The sequence below is a fragment of the Spiroplasma melliferum KC3 genome (genome assembly GCF_000236085.2).
Lineage (GTDB): Bacteria > Bacillota_I > Bacilli_A > Mycoplasmatales > Mycoplasmataceae > Spiroplasma > Spiroplasma melliferum.
This window is the reverse complement of the sequence record NZ_AGBZ02000004.1, coordinates 48,163-65,646: the sequence shown is the minus strand read 5'-3', so window position 1 is coordinate 65,646 and position 17,484 is coordinate 48,163. Positions and strand designations below refer to the sequence as shown.

The window sequence follows — 17,484 nt, the reverse complement described above, 5'->3', positions numbered from 1 at the left end:
CTTTCTTCTGCTATTTACCAGCAGATTTTCCTTCTTTACGGATAATGTGTTCGTTTTTGTATTTAACTCCTTTACCTTTGTAAGGTTCTGGTTTACGATAATTTCTGATGTTTGCAGCTACTTCACCAACTAATTGTTTTGAAATTCCTTCCACAATAATTTGTGTTGGCTTTGGAAGTGTAATTGTAATTCCTTGCGGAATTTTATATTCAACTGGATGTGAATATCCTAAACTTAACGTTAACTTATCACCAGCTAACGCCGCACGATACCCTACTCCATTAATTTCTAATTCTTTTTTGAAACCTTTGCTGACACCTTCTAACATTCCTTGAATTAAAGAATTAATTGTGCCATGTAATTGCTTACTATGTTTCACATCATTTGCTCTAGTTGTTGTCACAACACCTTCTTTGGCGACAACAGTAATAACACTTGGAATTGTTTGCTCTAATTGTCCTTTTGCGCCTTTTACAATAACATTATTTGGTTGAATTGTTACTTCAACACCAACTGGAATTTTTAACTCTCTATTACCAATTCGAGACATTGTTTTGCTCTCCTTTAAATATTTCTATCACACATAAGCAATAACTTCCCCACCTAAGTGAGCTTGTTTTGCTGCTTTGTCTGTCATAATTCCTTGGTTTGTTGAAATAATTGCAATTCCCATCCCATTTAAAACTTGAGGTACTTTTTCAACGGTTACATAAACTCTTAAACCTGGTTTTGAGATTCGTTTTAATCCTGAAATAACTTTTGTTTTACCTTTATACTTTAAAGTTAACGTTAAGTCTTTTTTAATATCCCCTGATACTTTAAAATCTTCGACATAGCCTTCTTCTTTCAAAATCTCAGCAATTCTTACTTTCATTTTACTTGATGGCATTTTTACACTTCTGTGTAAACGTTGATTAGCATTGCGAATTCTTGTTAGCATATCAGCGATTGTATCAATCATCATAATTAATTAGTCTCTCTTTCTATCATGAAGCTTTTCTAACCCCAGGAATTTGTCCTTTACTTGCTAAATTTCTAAAGCATAAACGACATAAATCAAATTTACGTAACACAGCATGAGGTCGCCCACAGTTTCCACATCGAGTATAACCTCTTACCTTGAATTTTGGATGGCATTGTTGTTTAACTTTTAATGATTTTTTGGCCATATCTTCTTTCCTCCTATTTTTTAAATGGCATTCCCATTTTGTTTAATAATGCTTGAGCATCAGCATCATTAGTTGCACTTGTGACAATTGTAATATCCATTCCCCGTACTCTTTTAACTTTATCATAGTCAATTTCAGGGAAAATAATTTGTTCTTTAATTCCTAGGGTATAATTTCCACGCCCATCAAAGGCATCTTTATTAAGCCCACGGAAATCTCTTACTCGTGGTAAAGCAATGTTAATTAGTTTGTCTAAAAACTGATACATTTTTTTCCCACGTAAAGTAACTTTTGCTCCAATTGGCATTCCTTCACGTAATTTAAAGGAAGCAATTGAACCTTTAGCTTTGGTAACAACTGGTCGTAGGCCAGTTATTAATGCTAATTCATTTGTAATATCTTCAATTACTTTACTATTTTGTGTTGCATCACCAGCTCCCATGTTAACAACAATTTTTTTAACAACAGGAACCTGCATTATTGATTGAAAGCCTTGCTCTTTGAATAATTCTTTAACAATTGTATTCTTATATTTTTTTTCTAAATTAACATTCATTATTAATCATTATTCCTTTCTACGCTAAATGCGCTTTTGATTTACGAGCAATGCGAACTTTTTTACCATTATCAGCAATTTGATAACTAATTTTAGTAATTTCTTTTTTATTTTTTGGATCAATTAATGCAACATTTGAAATATGAACTGAAGCGGGAACTTGTTGAATTCCTCCTTCAGTGTTATCTTGCGAAGGTTTTACATGTTTAATATTTGTAATTCCTTCAATTACCACACGACTTTTTTCACGTAAGACACGAATGATTGGTCCTTCTGTTCCTTTGTGTTTTCCGGCTATAACTTTCACTAAGTCACCTTTTTTAAATTTAACTTTATTCATAATATAGCCTCCTATAATACTTCTGGTGCTAATGATGCAATTTTTACAAAACCAGCATCTTTAACTTCCCGGGCAATTGGCCCAAAAATTCGTGTTCCTCGTGGGTTTTTATCATCTTTAATTAATACGACAGCATTTTCTGAAAATTGAATTTGTGTTCCATCACTTCGTTTCAAACCACGTTTAGTACGCACGATAACCGCTTTAACAACTTGCCCTTTTTTAACAATTCCACCAGGGGTTGCTTTTTTAATTGTACATACAACAATATCCCCAATATTAGTAAACTTTCGTCATGAACCACCCAAATTTTTAATTACTAACACTTCTTTTGCCCCAGAGTTATCAGCAACTTTTAATCTTGATTCTTGTTGGATCATTTTTTTATTATCCTCTTCTTACTAACCAATTGCTTTTTCAATAACTTCAATTAAACGAAAGTGTTTAGTTTTTGATAAAGGACGCGTTTCCATAATGCTTACTTTATCTCCAATATGGGCTTGATTTTGTTCATCGTGTGCTAAATATTTTTTTGAATACTTTACACGTTTTTTATATAAGGGGTGATTTTTATATGTTTCAACTAAAACAGTAATTGTTTTTTCAGATTTATCTGAAATAACACGTCCTTGTAAGACTTTACGACTATTTCTTTCCATTATTTTTTTCCTGTCCCTTTCTTAGTTGTTTTGTCATCGGCTTTTTTTGTTGTTTTACTAGCGGTTAAAATTTTATCACGATTTTCTTTTCAATTTGTGCCGTAAGTATATTCTTTTGCGTTAGGATCTTTTGCTTTTAATTCTAAATCAATCTTAACTCCTGACCCACGCCCTTTTGCAGTACCACCCATCGCAACAGAACTTTTGATTGCTGCTAATTTTTCTTTTGCATTAAGTTCAGTTGCTTTTTTGACAGTTTTTGTTGATGCTGCTTTTTTTGTTTCTTTCGGTACTTCAATATCTGCTTTAGCAGAAGTAACTGATTTAACAGTCACTGTTGTTTTGTCGCTTGGTGTTGATGTTTTACTTTTTGCGGTTGGTTTCTTTTCCGCAGCTTTTTCTTTAATTAAAGCTTTTAATGCTGCATCCTTATCAGTTTTAGTTTCTTGTGCAACATCTTTTTTAGCCACTGGTGCTTTTTTAGCAGATGGTGTGGCTGCTTTTCCAGTTGCAGTTTTTTCTTCCGCAACATCTTTTTGCTTAGGAGAATCTTTAGCAGCAGCTGGTTTCTTTGCAGCAACTGGTGCTTTTTGTTCATCAAGACCATTTGTTTCTCCTATTGGTGTTGAAGCAACAGCTTGTTCTTCTGTTAAATCCATTGCATCATTTAATGGTAAATCCATTAAATTTGCCATTTTTCCTTCAGCAGCTTGTTGCTCAGCCATCATTTGTTCAATTTTTGCCTTGCGTTGTTTTGCAAATGCTTGTGATTCTTTTTCAATTTTCGCATATGTTTCATTTAAATTAACTTTAACATTAATTGCCGTATTTTCCCCAGCATTTTTACGAGCAGATAAGATTGTTAAAATGCGAGCAATTTGCTTTTTTAATTCCCCAATGCGATGTGGTTTTTCTAAATTCCCCATTGCTGATTGGAATCGTAACGCAAATAATTCAGCACGTGATTCTTCTTCCAGTTTTTTCAATTCTTCAACTGATTTTTTGGTTAAATCATTCATCTCTTACTCTTCTCCTTTTTTAACAATCTTACATCTTACTGGTAATTTATGCATTGCTAATCGTAATGCTTCACGGGCAGTTTCTTCGGAAACCCCTGCTACTTCAAACATAACAGTTCCTGTTTTAACAACTGCTACTCATTCTTCAGGTGAACCTTTTCCTGAACCCATTCGAACTTCTAATGGTTTTTTTGTTTTTGCCATATGAGGAAAAATTCTAATTCAAACCTTTCCTCAACGTTTCATATAACGTGTCATCGCAATCCGCGCTGCTTCAATTTGGCGGTTTGTAATTCACGCTCCATCTAGTGATTTTAATCCAAATTCTCCAAAATCTACTTTCGTATTTCCTTTTGCTTTTCCTTCATATTTAATACGATGCGGACGACGATATTTTGTTCTTTTTGGTAATAACATTATTTTGCCTCCTTAGCAACAGGATGTGATTTTGGTGCTTGATCACGACGATTATTGTTTGAACGATTAAAATCGCGTTTTTCAAACTTTGGTTTTTCATCACTTGTGGAAACTAATTCTTTGCTTAAGATTTCTCCCTTACAAATTCAAACTTTAACTCCAATTTGGCCATAGGTTGTTAAAGCTTCTGCTAAAGCATAATCAATATCACTACGTAAAGTTGCTAATGGGACGGTTCCTTCGGTATATCCTTCTGTTCGCGCCATATCTACGCCTCCTAAACGTCCTGAAACGGAAGTTTTAATTCCTTGTGCTCCAGCTTTCATTGCTTTTTTAATTGCCAATTTTTGTACACTTCTAAATGATGCACGATTAACAATCTGTTCAGCAATGGTATTTGCCACTAATTGTGCATCAGTGTCCGGGTTTTTAATTTCAACAACATTAATTTTTACTTCCATTTTACGATCGCCAATTGTAATATGTACTAATTTTACTAATTTTGCGATGTTTTTTCCTTCTTGTCCTAAGACAACACCAACACGAGCAGTTCTAATAAAGATAACAATTTCTTTTTTTGTTCGTTCAATTTCAATTTTAGAAACACTTGCTCCTTTTAATTCTTTCATTAGAGCTTTTCTAATCTTGATATCTTGATGCAATCATTTGACATATTCTTGCTTTTCAGCGTATCATCTTGAATCTCACGTTTTAATAACTCCAACTCGTAATCCTGTTGGACTAACTTTTTGACCCATCTCTTGTTATCTTCCTTTCTTATTGTTGCCCATCACTAACAGTAACTGTGATATGACTTGTTCTCTTCAATATTTCATATGCTCGTCCATGTGCACGCGGACGGAAACGTTTTAATGTTGGTCCTTCGTTAACGAAGATTTCTTTAATAAATAAGCGATCAGCATCCAATCCATTATTATTAACGGCATTTGCTACCGCTGATTTAACTAATTTTTGAACTGGAACTGATGATTTTTTGTTTGTGTTGTTAAGAATAACTATTGCGTCTCCCACTTTTTTATTCCGAATTAAATCGGTAACTAGTCTTACTTTTCGCGGCGATATTCTAATACTTCTTAAGTTTGCTCTTACATCCATTTATATAAATACTCACTTTCTGAATTTAATTATTTTTTCTTCTTCTTATCGTCGCCATGTCCACCAAATTTTCTCGTTGGTGAGAATTCTCCCAATTTATGACCAACCATATCTTCGGTAACATAAACTGGAATATGTTCTTTTCCATTGTGGACAGCAAAAGTATGACCAATAAACTCTGGGAATATAACGCTTCTTCTTGATCAAGTTTTAACAACTTCTTTTTTATTCGCAGCATTCAACGCTTCAACTTTTTTTTGTAAATGTTTATCAACAAATGGCCCTTTTTTCAGACTTCGTGACATTGTTTTACCTCCTATATATAATCTCTCTAATTTTGATTTTTACTTTCAACTATTATTTGTCGGATTGACCCTAATTAGCAAGATTATTTAGTACGTCTTCTAACGATTAATTTAGTTGAAGCTTTTTTCTTGTTACGAGTTTTGACCCCTAATGCTTTTTTACCTCATGGTGTCATTGGTGCTTTTCGCCCAACTGGAGCTTTACCTTCTCCCCCACCATGCGGGTGGTCATTTGGGTTCATAACTGACCCACGAACAGTTGGACGAATTCCACGTCAACGGTTTCGTCCCGCTTTTCCTCAATTTACTAGGGCATAATCTTCGTTTCCAACTTCACCAACTGTTGCTCGACATTCTCCTAAAACCTTACGAACTTCACCTGATGTTAACCGAATTGTGACATATTTGCCATCTTCATCTTTCCCTAATAATTGCACTGATGAACCTGCTGAACGAGCTAATTGTCCACCTTTGCCTGGACGTAATTCTAAATTATGTAGAACAGTCCCTTCTGGAATGTTTTTTAATTTCATGCAGTTTCCAACTTTAATATCCGTCTTCTCACCACTAACAATTTGCATTCCAATTTTAATGGTTTTTGGTGCCAAAATATATCTTTTTTCACCATCAACATAATTAACTAAACAAATAAAGGCATTACGATTTGGATCATATTCAATTGTTGCAATTTTTCCAACAATATTATCCTTATTACGTTTAAAGTCAATAATACGATATTTAACTTTGTGGCCGCCACCTTTATGTCTTGTTGTAATAACTCCTTGGTTATTACGACCAGCATGTTTTTTCCGAGTTTCAACTAATGATTTTTCCGGGCGGTCAGTTGTCAGCACGGAATAATCTAATGACGTCATATTACGACGACTCGGTGTGACTGGTTTAAAACTCTTAATTGGCATTGTTATTTATCCTCCTATTTCGCCAATAAACAGTCCCAGATAGTGTATCCTGGAATTATTTATCTTCTCCTAATAAATCTAATTTCTCACCTGGTTTTAATTTAATAACTGCACGTTTTGTGTATGTTGTCTCTCCAACAAATTTTCCCATTTTCTTTTCTTTTGGGTCATAATTAATAACATTAACTTTTTCAACCTTTACTTCAAAGATTTTTTCAAAAGCTTTTTTAATTTGAACTTTGTTTGCAGTACGCGCAACTTCAAAAGTATAAACCCCATTCGCCATATTACGATATGTTTTTTCTGATAAAATTGGTTTTTTAATGACATTTGTAATATGCATTATGCGTACACCTCCTCAATTGCTTTTAATGCTTGTTCTGTTACTAATAATTTGTTTGCATTTAATAAATCATAAATATTAATACCAGTTGATGTAATTATATTTACTTTTTCAATATTACGTGATGATTTAAAATTAACTTCATCACCTTCTGTGGTAATAATTAATAGTTTTTCACCATTAACTTTTAAATTATTTAAGACTTCAACCATTGCTTTTGTTGAAGGTTTGTCAATTCCAAATTGATCAATTATCATAATGTTTTTATCTTGAACTTTTAATGATAATGCAGATTTAATTGCTAATTTTCTAACTTTCTTATTGACATGTTTTAAATAATTTTTCTCCGGAGTTGGACCAAAAACAATCCCTCCTCCTTTTCATTGTGGTGCTCTAATTGAACCTTGGCGAGCACGACCAGTTCCTTTTTGTCTTCAAGGTTTTCTTCCCCCACCAGATACTTCAGTTCTTGTCTTAGTTTTGTGTGTGCCTTGACGCATTGCGGCTTGTTGCGCAATAACAGCATCAAACATTGCTTGCTGATGTGGCTCAATTCCTCAAATGGCATCATTTACACTAATTTCTTTAACGCTCGTTCCCTTCGCATCAAGTACTTGTAATTTCATTTTAAAATCCCTTTCTACAAAACTATTCTGTCTTTGATGCTGGTGCATCAGTGACTGCTGTTGGTGTTGTATCAACTGTTGCATCAACAACTCCTTCAACTGGTTTTTCTTCTTTTATTGTGGGTTCTGGTGTTTTTGTTTCAACAGTTATTTTAACTAGTGCTGTTGGTGTATTTGGTTCTAAACCTTTAATTGCTTCTTTAATAACTACAAATTGTTTTTTGGGACCTGGAATTGAACCTTTTACTAATAAAGCATTTTTTTCAGTATCAATTGCAATAACTTCTAAATTTTGAATTGTTACTTTTTCGGTTCCCATATGTCCAGGCATTTTTTTAGATTTTAAAATTCGATTTGGGGCAATAGCTCCCATTGACCCAACGCCACGGTGATAACCTGAACCATGTCCCATTGGTCCCCGTGAATAGTTGTGTCTTTTAATTGAACCTGTAAATCCTTTCCCTTTTGAAGTTCCTGTAACATCAACGAATTCCCCAGCAGTAAAGATATCAGCTTTAATAATATCACCAGGATTATAACCATCCATATTTCTGATTTCTTTAACGAAGCGCTTAGGTGTTGTATTCGCTTTTTTGAATTGTCCTTGGTCTGGTTTTGAAACCAAGCTAATTCTTTTATCTTCAACAGCTAATTGAAGCGCTTGATAACCATTTTGTTCTTTTGTTAACACTCGTAAAACAACATTTGGTTCTACTTCAACTACTGTAACTGGTATTAATCTACCATCGGTAGCAAAAATTTGTGTCATACCAATTTTGCGTCCTAAGATTCCTTTCATTTCTTTCCTCCTTGAAAATACGTCATGTATATCTTGTCTATAAATTAAACTTAAGAATGGTTATTTATTTCATTTCAATTTCCACACCACTTGGTAGTTGCACTCTTTTTAAAGTGTCAATTACCTTTGGACCATCAGGATTAATAATATCAATAATTCTTTTATGTGTTCTCATTTCAAATTGTTCTCTTGAATCTTTATATTTATGAGTTGCTCTTAAAATAGTAATGATATTACGATCAGTTGGTAAAGGGATTGGCCCTTTTACCTGTACTCCTGCGGCTTGAGCTGCTTCAATGATTTTTTTAATTGATTGATCAACCACACGGTGATCAAAACCTTTTAATTTAATTCTCATTTTAGTTTGAGCCATTACTTTTCCTCCTAATTTATTCATATTTTTTGTGTAAACATTGACAACGCCTATCAGTGTATCAGTGATAGACCACAAAAGATGTTCCCACAAAATATACATGCTTATTTATTTTATTGGATAATAATCAATAATGCAAGTCTTTTTTAAGAAAAAAAATGAAATATTTTATCTTTTTTACTTCTTTGTTTCATCTCATTATAATTAATATTATAATAGAACTAGAATAACTACATATTAAAAAGTAAGGAGAAAAATGGCAAAACAGATAGAAAATAAAACTATTATATGAAAAAAAACAAAAGATAATGAGCATGATTTGCGTTATCAAAAAATTCAAGAACATAAAGCACAAGTGGTTAAACTCCAACTTGAAAGTTTAGCACGCAAAACATCACGAAGTCATGAAATTTACCGTAAAACAAAGAAAAAACCACAATTAGATAAAAAGAAAATTATTGACAAAAATAATCCAATGTATAAAATTTTATTAAATGTGGAAAAAAAGAATAATCAATTAAAAAAACAAGCTTTTAAAGCAAATGATCCTAATTATATTGATGTTAATAATATGACTGTTGCTGATCGAATTAAAGTTATCAAATTAGCTAAAAAAAATAGTCCTTATTATCGCCAATTATTATTAGAAAAAAATACAAATGCTTTATCAGAATTAGCGCGAAAACGAAAAATTGCAATGATGGAACAAGCTCTCCAAAATAAAAAAAGAACTAAAACCAAAAAAATATAATCTGATTGTTCTTTTTTTAAAATTACTTATGATAAATTTCATTATTAATTATCTTAAAACTACGATATATTTGTTCTAATAATACTAATCGACATAATTGATGCGGTAAAGTTATTGCTCCAAAACTCAGGTGAAAATTAACTTTTGGTAATAGTTCATTATTATTAAAACCATGACTACCCCCAATAATAAATAATAACTTTGCTTTTTTAAAATCTTTAACTTCCGTAATGTATGCAGCAATTTGTTCACTTGTTAATATTTGTCCTTGTGAGGCTAATAATATTTTATAATATTCCGGATAATCTAATAGTTTTTTTATTACTAATGCCGTTTGTTCATTAATTGTTACTTGTTCAGTTTTATTGTTAACTTCTTTTAATTCAATAATTTCTAATTTTGCATAATGCTTAATTCGTTCAAGAAAAGTTTCACAACCTATTACCAAATACTTTTTATCTAATGAACCAATTGCCAGAATTTTAATATCCATTATTTATATTGGTCAGTAATCGAATCAACATTAATTTTTCATTTTAGAGCTGGGAAAGTATAATCTGTTTCTGGCGTCGGGAATTGACCACGTTTACCAACTTCCTTATCTTCATCCGCTGTCAAGATTCCTTTGTCATCATTTTTTTTGACAAATCCTAATGCAACTTTAATATTTTTATCAATCTTAACATCATCTGGAAGCGCATTAAAATTATAGTGATGATACTCATCATCTTTTAAACTCTCAAAGTCATAAAAACCATAACTTAAGAAAAATCATTGGTGACCGTAACTTGGATTATCTTTTGTACTATTTGGATTTTCGTAAACAAGGTAATTTGCATATGCTACTAATTTATCAATTGTTACTGTAAAGGTAAAACGATTATGTTCTCCTTGAAACTCAAAGCGAATTGTAACATTAGGAATAGCAATTGCAAGATAACGTGCTGATTGATATCCTCGATTTTGGTCAATTTGATCATAACCTTGACTATAACCATTTTTTGGATCATTGAATCATTCAAGAATTGATGCTATAGGTGATAATACTTTTAATGATGAAGGTGTATAAGGACTTTTTTTGCCATCTGGTCAAGTATGTTCTTTAACTCAATCTTTATTGTTTGTTTTTTCTGCATTTCCAGTCATTGTAACCAAATTATCATTTGTTTTATTTAAAATTGCTTTATTTTCATTTGCAAGGAAAGCAACTTGACTATAGGATGAGTCAAAACTAGTCGAATAATTGTTGAACAAATCTTTTCATATTGCTTTTTGATTAATTTTTTTACTACTATCAAAAGGGTCTTGCGCATCAGTTTTTGCAGTTTGAATTAGTTGCTCTTTTTGTCCTTCTAACCCAGCTGCAATTTGCTCATCAGTTCACTTTGCTCCCTTACCAGTTGTTGCACTATTATCTTTTGTTAAATTTATCCCATTTAAAATAGGGTTAATTGCATTATTAATTAAACCCATTCGTCCTCCCTGTAAACTGTATTCAAAAGGAGCACCATTTTCATCTTTTCCTGATTGTGTTACATCATCAATTCCATTTATTGATTTACGAGTTACTGTTGGCGCATGACTAAATTTTTGATTTCCATTATACATAAAAATAGGAATAAGATTTCCTTGTGGCGCGCCACTACAAGCGACAGCTGATGCTGCTGATGTTGTAACTAAAGTTGTTGCTGCAAAAATTGATAATAACTTACGCATTGTAGACCTCGTTTCTTAAACACTAATTTATTTTTTCACTACTTAATATGGTATCCTAAATTTTTGTATTTTGCAAACCATAATCAGCAAATGAACCATGTTTTTTTACAAATAATAATTCAACACTCCCAGTTGGACCATTTCGATGCTTTGATAAAATTAATTGTGCCTTTTCTGTTTCTAACATTGGTGCCCCCAAATTGGTTGAATCGTGGGCAGTATAATATTCTTCTCGAAATAAAAACATAATAATATCAGCATCTTGTTCAATTGCTCCTGAATCACGTAAATCAGACATAATTGGTCTTTTGTCTTCTCGTTTTTCAACCGACCGTGATAATTGTGATAAACAAATAATCGGAACCTCTAATTCACGTGCTAATGCCTTAAGCTGACGGGAAATTGTTGAAACTTCTTGTTGACGTGAATCACCAAAATGAGTTCCAGTGCTAAGTAATTGTAAATAATCAATAACAACTAAACCAACTTCGTTTTCACGACATAATTTTCTTAACTTTGATTGCAATTCAATGACTTTCAAACCTGGCGTATCATCAATAAATAATTTTGTTTGTTTTAAAAAATCTGCCGCCTTAGTAATATTTTCTCAATCGCGTTCTTGTAACCCTTTACCAGTTCGAACTTTAACAGAATCGACTGTTGAATAACTTCCTAGCATTCTTTGAATTAATTGTTCTGCTGGCATTTCAACGGAAAAAATAGCAACTGCTTTTTTTGATTGCGCAGCTGATTTAACAGCAAAATTTAAAGCCAATGCTGTTTTTCCCATTGAAGGACGTGCCGCTAAAATAATAAAATCCCCTTTTTGAAAACCTGATGTCATACGATCTAAATCACGAAAACCACTTGGACTTCCTGTTAACATTTCTCCAGAATTTTCTAACAATTCAATTTTTTGTAAGACTTTATCAACTTCAGCATATGAAGTTTTAAATAAATTACCTTTTCGTTCCTTTTTAACATCTAAGATTTCTTTTTCTGCATGACTAACAACTTCATCAATTGGCTGATGAGCATCAATCTGACGATTAATACTATCAACAACAGCCTTCAAGCGGCGTGAGGTTGTATTTTTAATAATAATATCTAAATATTCAGATAAATTAGCATCTGTTGTATAGGATTGAAATAAATCAGTTAAAAATTCAATACCACCAATTTTATTTAAAATATTATTTTTTAACATGTAATTACTTAATGTTGTAATATTAATTGCAACCTTCGCTGAAAATTGTTCTTGTAAAGCTTTGAAAATCACTTTGTAATTCATTACAGTAAAATCTTCTTCTGTCAAAATTGAAAAAACTTCTTCCGCTGCAGTAATAGAGTGAGCAATTATTGCTAAAACATTTTTTTCCGCATCATTAATAACATTAAGTTTATTTAATTCTGTTTTACTGATGTTTTCCATTAATTAACTCTCCTTTTTTTCTACCATCACTTTTAATGTTGCAATTATATTTGGAGCTAATTTAATTTTTAAGTAATGTAATCCAAAACTTGTTAAATTATTATTATCAATAAATTTCTTTTTATCAATTTTTAAGTTAAATTCTTTCGCTAATCGATCTTCAATTTGTGTTAAAGAAATAGAACCAAACGTTTTATTATTATGAACTTTTAGTTTAAAATTCAATGTTAATTGTTCTAATGCTGTTTTTAATTCTTCTAAAGAAGCTTTTGTAGCTGCCTCTTGTGCTGCTTGTTGTGATAAAACAATATTTAACTTAGCTAAATTAGCAGAAGTTGTTGGAATTGCGAAACCTTCTTTAATTAAATAATTTTTTGCATATCCATCAGCAACTTCAATTACATCATTAACTTTGCCTTTTCCTTTAACTTCTTTAATTAAAATAACTTTCATCATAATCACCTACTACAAATTATAACGGAAAAACTTCTTAAAATAATTTTAATAAATAAAAAACGAATTATTTTCTTCGTTTTTTAATCAATATCTAATAAGTATAAAGATAACACCGCTTTTTTAAAAACCTTATCTAAACGTTTTTCAGCATCACTATCTTCTTGATATGTTAAAGAGTTCCGATATTTTGTATGTTGTAAAAAACTAAAAATATCATATTCTAACTTCGGATTAAACTCTTTAATTTCAGCTCGTTTTTCTTCTAACAATGGTAACAACTTATTTAAAGCAATTAATTTAGCACTAATATTACCATTATTTGCAAAATACTCAGTAAAAATTATTTCTTTATTAATTTTGTCATCATCATTGTCAATATTTTTTAAAGTTTTGTTTGACATTAATCTTGGTTTTCTTCTTATTTTGTTATTACTACTAGGACTATTTTCTTTAACTCCAAAGCGTTTTATTTTTAATCCATTATTAATTGCATCAACAATTTCAACGTTAAATCAATCTAGTAATTCATAAATTTTTGTTGGATAACTATTAAAAGCAACTGACTTGTAATTATTTAAGGCACTAATTGTTGGTCCATCTGTCGCCATTGATAAATTAGTAATATTTAATGTATATTCACAAAATTTTAATAATTCTGAATCTTCAATAAAAAAATTATCAATCTGATTATAAATTAAATCATAATTTTTTTCTTCGTTTTTCTTAGTTATTTTTTTCCCTAAATTTAAATCTAAATCATTTGTTAAATCAATACTATAACTTTCTTTAATAATTCCTAATTCATGTAATTCACTATTTGTATCTAAATTAATATCAAAAAATAAAATTGCTTTATCAACATTCATTCCAAATAATTTAGTTGATGAATTATCTAATGATGACTTAATAAACTGATCATTAATCATAACTGCTCAATCTGCAAGTATTTCTTTAAAATTCGTTAAAAAATATGCATATCTTTCGTTTTCATTTTTATCAAAAATTGACATACTTCACCCCTGTTTATATTTTGTTTTGCATTAGATATATTATACCAAAAAAAGCCATTTTATTAAACCCTCCCCCCACAAAAATTAAGGATATTAGGAAAAGACTACCTTTAAGTCAAATTAAAAAAGCATATTAATAATTTAATATGCTTTTTTAATTAATTGTTTAAATCTATTTGAAATGGTGGACCCGAACGGGATCGAACCGTCGACCCCCTGCGTGCAAGGCAGGTGCTCTCCCAGCTGAGCTACGGGCCCAAAATTCTTATAAAAAAATGGTCGGGCTAAATGGACTTGAACCATCGACCTCACCCTTATCAGGGGTGCGCTCTAACCAGCTGAGCTATAGCCCGAAAACCTAAATCATTATAACATTAATTTTATTCAAAAAACAACCATAAATTTAAAATATTTTAAAAAAATAAAAAGCAAACTAATTTGCTTTTTATTCTACAATTGGGTCTAATTCCTCAATATCAAGTGCTCCTTGACGCTTTGCCTTTTTACGATTCTGTTTTTCTAATTTTGCTTGTGTTTTGGCTGCTTTTAATTCTTCTTTCATTAAGCGTTTTGTTTCCTTTTTTGAAATTTTGGAATTATGATTAAATTCTTGTTCATTAGCATATTTAAAGAATTCATCATCATCAGTTACATTAATTGATCGTGCCACTTGTTGTGGTTGCTCTGATTGTTGTGGTTGCTCTGATTGCTCTGATTGTTGATTAAGAAAAACCGGATTAGAAACAAAAGCTTGTTCATAGTATGGTTGGTTATTTGTTGGTTGAGAATGATTTGCTTGTTGTTCTAATTCTTCCGAATAAAAATTTGGGGTTACTATCGGTTCTGAATTAGTAACTGTCTCAGAATTATATTCTTCAACCGGAGGTTGAACTAGTTGTTCTTCATATCCATTATTTGAATATTCATCATTTTCTTGTGTTCAAGAAACTGTATCATCTTCTAATTCATTATTTTTTTTTATGTTTAAATCATTGCTGGCATTATTTCAATTTGGTCTTAAATCTTCATTATTTTTACTGGGAGAATTTTTTTCAAAATGTTCATTATAATCTGAATTATTATGCCCACAAGTACAGCCTCCTGACCCATAATTATTATTTTGTGGACCATAATAATTTGGATACATCCCCGGATACATACCATGGCACATTCCTCCCATTGGTGGCGTTGGTGGCATCATCGGATAAAATGGATATGGTGATGGCGTTACTTGTTGTGCTGGAGCTGGTTGTTGAATAAAAAAAACTTGTGGTGAAGCACCATTAGTTGGATACGGTGTAATAATTTGTTGAGGTTGAGATGAATAGTGAGGAATTGAAGTTCCTGGTGAATAATTATTTGAAAATGAAGGTGTTGGTGATAATGTTAAAGTGCTAATAAACACTTCTGCATCACGACGACTTCTAAATAATGCAATTTCACTATTAGTATCATGTGACTTTACTAAATATCCTTCTTCATTTGGTAAAATATAAAAACCATTATTCATTTTTGCACCTCATTTGCCGTATTTTCTACCCATACTTGTTACTATAAATTATACCATAAAAAGTGAAATGATATATAATATCATATTTATTTTTTAAAGGAAAGTAGACTAATTAAAATTAATATTTATTTTTTTAAATAATGTTAAATTTTTTTGTTTAATTAAATTTAATCTTAAACCTTAAATTAACTAAAATAATTTTATCTTAACAAATAATATAATTAGATTATTTCAAATAAATTAAGAAACTATCTTAATATTTTATTTTTTTCAAACATAAACCATATGGTTTTGCACAATACTTTGTTGTTGCTCCTTGAGGAGGATGTTTTAACTGTGCTTGCAATTCACTTAAACTAACTTTACCAGCATAACAAGCTAAAATATTTTGTGTTAACATTCGAATTTGATAACGAATAAAACTTTTCCCCATAAAATGAATTTCAATTTTTTTTGCCTTGTTTCGTTTAACTCAAATCTTATTAATTGTTCGTTGTGTTACAATATTTTCGGTTGGTTTAACCCCTGCAAAATATCCAAAATCATGTGTTCCAACAAAAATTTGACTAATTTGATGTAACTTTCTAACATTTAATGGTGTATTAACTTTAAGTTCATAACGATGATTAAAAAGATCATACTCTTGATCATTAATTGTATAAACATATTCTTTTACTTTTGCAGTTCGAACACTAAAATTTTCTGAAACAAGCTGATATCCTTTAATATTAATATTTGGTGGTAAAGTTTTACTAACAGTTTTAATAAAAAAAACTAAATGTTGTGGTTGAAATGGTAGTTTTACTAATACCTTTTGGTCAGAAGCATGTACACCAGCATCAGTTTTACTAGCACCTAAAGTTCAAATTTTTTGATGACAAATGCCAAAAAATGCTTTCTCCAATTCACCCTGAATTGTTCGAGCATTTTTTTGTTTAACTCAGCCACTATAATCATAACCATCATATTCAATACTTAATAATAAATATAACATTATCACCCTAAAACAAATTCATCAATATGTGGAATACGAATTTGTAAAAATCCTGTTTTAATTTTACCAAATATTCATCCATTGGAATCATTATCTCAATGTCAAACTTCATAAAAGGTTTCATATTGCCCCATCGTTACTGATTGAGCAATAATAATGCTAGCAATCCCAACCCCAAAAATAAATAATAACACATCAGGAAAATGAATCCGATAATGACGATAACGTGTTCGTTTTGCATGTGGGTCATAACCGCGGGCATCCATTGCATATGCTAAATCTTCAGCTTTTTGAAATGCTGATACTAATAATGGGATAATTAAAGCTGTTGTCGACTTAATTTTATCTTTAAAATGACCATTCTTAAAATCAACCCCACGCGAGGCTTGCGCTTTCATAATCCGCCCTGCTTCTTCAATTAAAGTTGGAATCATTCGTAAGGCAATTGAAATAATTGTTGATAAAATATGGACTGGAAAACGAACTAGTTTTAATGGACTTAATAAATCTTCTAACGCTAAGGTTAAATCTAATGGTTGTGTTGTTGCCGTTAAAATTGTTGTAATTAAAATCATTAAATAAATCCGGCACGCCATGTAAAGGGCATTAAAAATAGCTTTTTCGGAAAAAGCAAATCAACTTTTTCCTCCCACAGCAACAGGGCCTGTTGCTGTTGTTTTCCCACCTCAATGTCATCCAATATAACCATCAGTGACTAAAAAACAATTAATTAACAACAAAATAATAAACATAAATAAAATTGGTTTTAGTAATGCTCGTAATAACCTTGGTGGTAATTTTGCTAAAAAGAACAAACTAAAAATTGTCATTCCCAAAATAGCATAACCGGTAAAACCAGTTGAAAAAAAGATTGATATCATCAATGATAACAACATAAATAATTTTACCCGTGGATCCATTCGATGAATCGGGGAATTATAAGCAATATAACGTCCAAATGATAAGCGCATCT

Annotated in this window: 26 protein-coding genes and 2 tRNA genes; 1 reads left to right on the top strand and 27 read right to left on the bottom strand. The window is 31.1% G+C overall.

Features of this window, described 5'->3' with window-relative positions:
• Positions 1-10 precede the first annotated feature (10 nt).
• From rplF to rpsJ, 17 genes are all read right to left on the bottom strand, one after another.
• On the bottom strand, positions 11-550 hold the full coding sequence (gene rplF / locus SPM_RS04635) for a 50S ribosomal protein L6 (protein WP_004028440.1): 540 nt from the start codon (positions 548-550) through the stop codon (positions 11-13).
• A 24-nt stretch (positions 551-574) separates the two neighbouring features.
• Entirely contained in the window at positions 575-964 is a 390-nt protein-coding gene (gene rpsH / locus SPM_RS04630) for a 30S ribosomal protein S8 (RefSeq protein WP_004028439.1), read from the bottom strand.
• Positions 965-983: 19 nt separating this feature from the next.
• The gene (locus tag SPM_RS04625) at positions 984-1,169 is read right to left on the bottom strand and encodes a type Z 30S ribosomal protein S14 (RefSeq protein ID WP_004028437.1); all 186 of its coding nucleotides are present in this window, start codon (positions 1,167-1,169) and stop codon (positions 984-986) included.
• A 13-nt stretch (positions 1,170-1,182) separates the two neighbouring features.
• The gene (gene rplE / locus SPM_RS04620) at positions 1,183-1,725 is read right to left on the bottom strand and encodes a 50S ribosomal protein L5 (RefSeq protein WP_004028436.1); all 543 of its coding nucleotides are present in this window, start codon (positions 1,723-1,725) and stop codon (positions 1,183-1,185) included.
• 19 nt (positions 1,726-1,744) lie between these two features.
• Positions 1,745-2,065 carry a 50S ribosomal protein L24 gene (rplX, locus tag SPM_RS04615; protein ID WP_004028435.1) on the bottom strand — a complete coding sequence of 107 codons (321 nt, stop codon included), beginning with the start codon at positions 2,063-2,065 and terminating at the stop codon, positions 1,745-1,747.
• A gap of 11 nt (positions 2,066-2,076) precedes the next feature.
• Positions 2,077-2,445 (bottom strand): 50S ribosomal protein L14, encoded by a 369-nt coding sequence (gene rplN, locus SPM_RS04610; RefSeq protein ID WP_004028433.1) that lies wholly within the window; start codon positions 2,443-2,445, stop codon positions 2,077-2,079.
• Positions 2,446-2,466: 21 nt separating this feature from the next.
• Positions 2,467-2,727: a 30S ribosomal protein S17 gene (gene rpsQ, locus SPM_RS04605; protein ID WP_037551401.1), complete on the bottom strand. Its 261-nt coding sequence runs from the start codon at positions 2,725-2,727 to the stop codon at positions 2,467-2,469.
• On the bottom strand, positions 2,724-3,743 hold the full coding sequence (gene rpmC / locus SPM_RS06990; protein WP_004028430.1) for a 50S ribosomal protein L29: 1,020 nt from the start codon (positions 3,741-3,743) through the stop codon (positions 2,724-2,726). The genes rpsQ and rpmC overlap by 4 nt, the downstream gene beginning before the upstream one ends.
• Positions 3,744-3,746: 3 nt before the next feature.
• Positions 3,747-4,160 (bottom strand): 50S ribosomal protein L16, encoded by a 414-nt coding sequence (rplP, locus tag SPM_RS04595; RefSeq protein WP_004028429.1) that lies wholly within the window; start codon positions 4,158-4,160, stop codon positions 3,747-3,749.
• Positions 4,160-4,918: a 30S ribosomal protein S3 gene (gene rpsC, locus SPM_RS04590; protein WP_004028428.1), complete on the bottom strand. Its 759-nt coding sequence runs from the start codon at positions 4,916-4,918 to the stop codon at positions 4,160-4,162. The genes rplP and rpsC overlap by 1 nt, the downstream gene beginning before the upstream one ends.
• 19 nt (positions 4,919-4,937) lie before the next feature.
• Positions 4,938-5,276 carry a 50S ribosomal protein L22 gene (rplV, locus tag SPM_RS04585; RefSeq protein ID WP_004028427.1) on the bottom strand — a complete coding sequence of 113 codons (339 nt, stop codon included), beginning with the start codon at positions 5,274-5,276 and terminating at the stop codon, positions 4,938-4,940.
• A 29-nt stretch (positions 5,277-5,305) separates the two neighbouring features.
• Positions 5,306-5,581 (bottom strand): 30S ribosomal protein S19, encoded by a 276-nt coding sequence (gene rpsS, locus SPM_RS04580; protein WP_004028426.1) that lies wholly within the window; start codon positions 5,579-5,581, stop codon positions 5,306-5,308.
• 83 nt (positions 5,582-5,664) lie between these two features.
• A complete protein-coding gene (gene rplB, locus SPM_RS04575; protein WP_004028425.1) occupies positions 5,665-6,501 on the bottom strand; it encodes a 50S ribosomal protein L2 in 837 nt (278 codons plus the stop codon).
• Between the two features lie 55 nt (positions 6,502-6,556).
• Complete coding sequence (gene rplW / locus SPM_RS04570) at positions 6,557-6,844, bottom strand: 50S ribosomal protein L23 (RefSeq protein WP_004028424.1); 288 nt, start codon at positions 6,842-6,844, stop codon at positions 6,557-6,559.
• On the bottom strand, positions 6,844-7,470 hold the full coding sequence (gene rplD, locus SPM_RS04565; protein WP_004028423.1) for a 50S ribosomal protein L4: 627 nt from the start codon (positions 7,468-7,470) through the stop codon (positions 6,844-6,846). The genes rplW and rplD overlap by 1 nt, the downstream gene beginning before the upstream one ends.
• Positions 7,471-7,492: 22 nt before the next feature.
• A complete protein-coding gene (rplC, locus tag SPM_RS04560) occupies positions 7,493-8,269 on the bottom strand; it encodes a 50S ribosomal protein L3 (RefSeq protein WP_004028422.1) in 777 nt (258 codons plus the stop codon).
• A 64-nt stretch (positions 8,270-8,333) separates the two neighbouring features.
• Positions 8,334-8,642, bottom strand: coding sequence for a 30S ribosomal protein S10 (gene rpsJ, locus SPM_RS04555; protein ID WP_004028421.1), 309 nt, complete (start codon positions 8,640-8,642; stop codon positions 8,334-8,336).
• A 256-nt stretch (positions 8,643-8,898) separates the two neighbouring features.
• On the opposite strand from rpsJ, the gene SPM_RS04550 reads away from it, so the two are divergent.
• Entirely contained in the window at positions 8,899-9,393 is a 495-nt protein-coding gene (locus SPM_RS04550; protein WP_004028420.1) for a hypothetical protein, read from the top strand.
• A gap of 22 nt (positions 9,394-9,415) precedes the next feature.
• Here SPM_RS04550 and SPM_RS04545 read toward each other — a convergent pair whose 3' ends face one another.
• The 10 genes from SPM_RS04545 to SPM_RS04500 all read right to left on the bottom strand — a co-directional run bounded on the left by SPM_RS04545 (position 9,416) and on the right by SPM_RS04500 (position 17,482).
• The gene (locus tag SPM_RS04545; RefSeq protein ID WP_004028419.1) at positions 9,416-9,886 is read right to left on the bottom strand and encodes a 23S rRNA (pseudouridine(1915)-N(3))-methyltransferase RlmH; all 471 of its coding nucleotides are present in this window, start codon (positions 9,884-9,886) and stop codon (positions 9,416-9,418) included.
• The gene (locus SPM_RS04540) at positions 9,886-11,109 is read right to left on the bottom strand and encodes a lipoprotein (RefSeq protein ID WP_004028418.1); all 1,224 of its coding nucleotides are present in this window, start codon (positions 11,107-11,109) and stop codon (positions 9,886-9,888) included. The genes SPM_RS04545 and SPM_RS04540 overlap by 1 nt, the downstream gene beginning before the upstream one ends.
• A 55-nt stretch (positions 11,110-11,164) precedes the next feature.
• Positions 11,165-12,541 (bottom strand): replicative DNA helicase, encoded by a 1,377-nt coding sequence (dnaB, locus tag SPM_RS04535; protein ID WP_004028417.1) that lies wholly within the window; start codon positions 12,539-12,541, stop codon positions 11,165-11,167.
• Between the two features lie 3 nt (positions 12,542-12,544).
• On the bottom strand, positions 12,545-12,994 hold the full coding sequence (gene rplI, locus SPM_RS04530) for a 50S ribosomal protein L9 (RefSeq protein WP_004028416.1): 450 nt from the start codon (positions 12,992-12,994) through the stop codon (positions 12,545-12,547).
• 83 nt (positions 12,995-13,077) lie between these two features.
• The gene (locus tag SPM_RS04525) at positions 13,078-14,007 is read right to left on the bottom strand and encodes a hypothetical protein (protein ID WP_004028415.1); all 930 of its coding nucleotides are present in this window, start codon (positions 14,005-14,007) and stop codon (positions 13,078-13,080) included.
• Positions 14,008-14,189: 182 nt separating this feature from the next.
• A tRNA-Ala gene (locus SPM_RS04520) sits at positions 14,190-14,265 on the bottom strand.
• Positions 14,266-14,283: 18 nt separating this feature from the next.
• Positions 14,284-14,360: transfer RNA gene (locus tag SPM_RS04515), tRNA-Ile, on the bottom strand.
• 92 nt (positions 14,361-14,452) lie between these two features.
• On the bottom strand, positions 14,453-15,517 hold the full coding sequence (locus SPM_RS04510; RefSeq protein WP_004028414.1) for a hypothetical protein: 1,065 nt from the start codon (positions 15,515-15,517) through the stop codon (positions 14,453-14,455).
• 253 nt (positions 15,518-15,770) lie between these two features.
• On the bottom strand, positions 15,771-16,511 hold the full coding sequence (locus tag SPM_RS04505; RefSeq protein ID WP_004028413.1) for a tRNA pseudouridine synthase A: 741 nt from the start codon (positions 16,509-16,511) through the stop codon (positions 15,771-15,773).
• Positions 16,511-17,482: an energy-coupling factor transporter transmembrane component T family protein gene (locus tag SPM_RS04500; RefSeq protein ID WP_004028412.1), complete on the bottom strand. Its 972-nt coding sequence runs from the start codon at positions 17,480-17,482 to the stop codon at positions 16,511-16,513. Before SPM_RS04500 ends, SPM_RS04505 begins: the two co-directional genes overlap by 1 nt.
• Between the last annotated feature and the right edge of the window lie 2 nt (positions 17,483-17,484).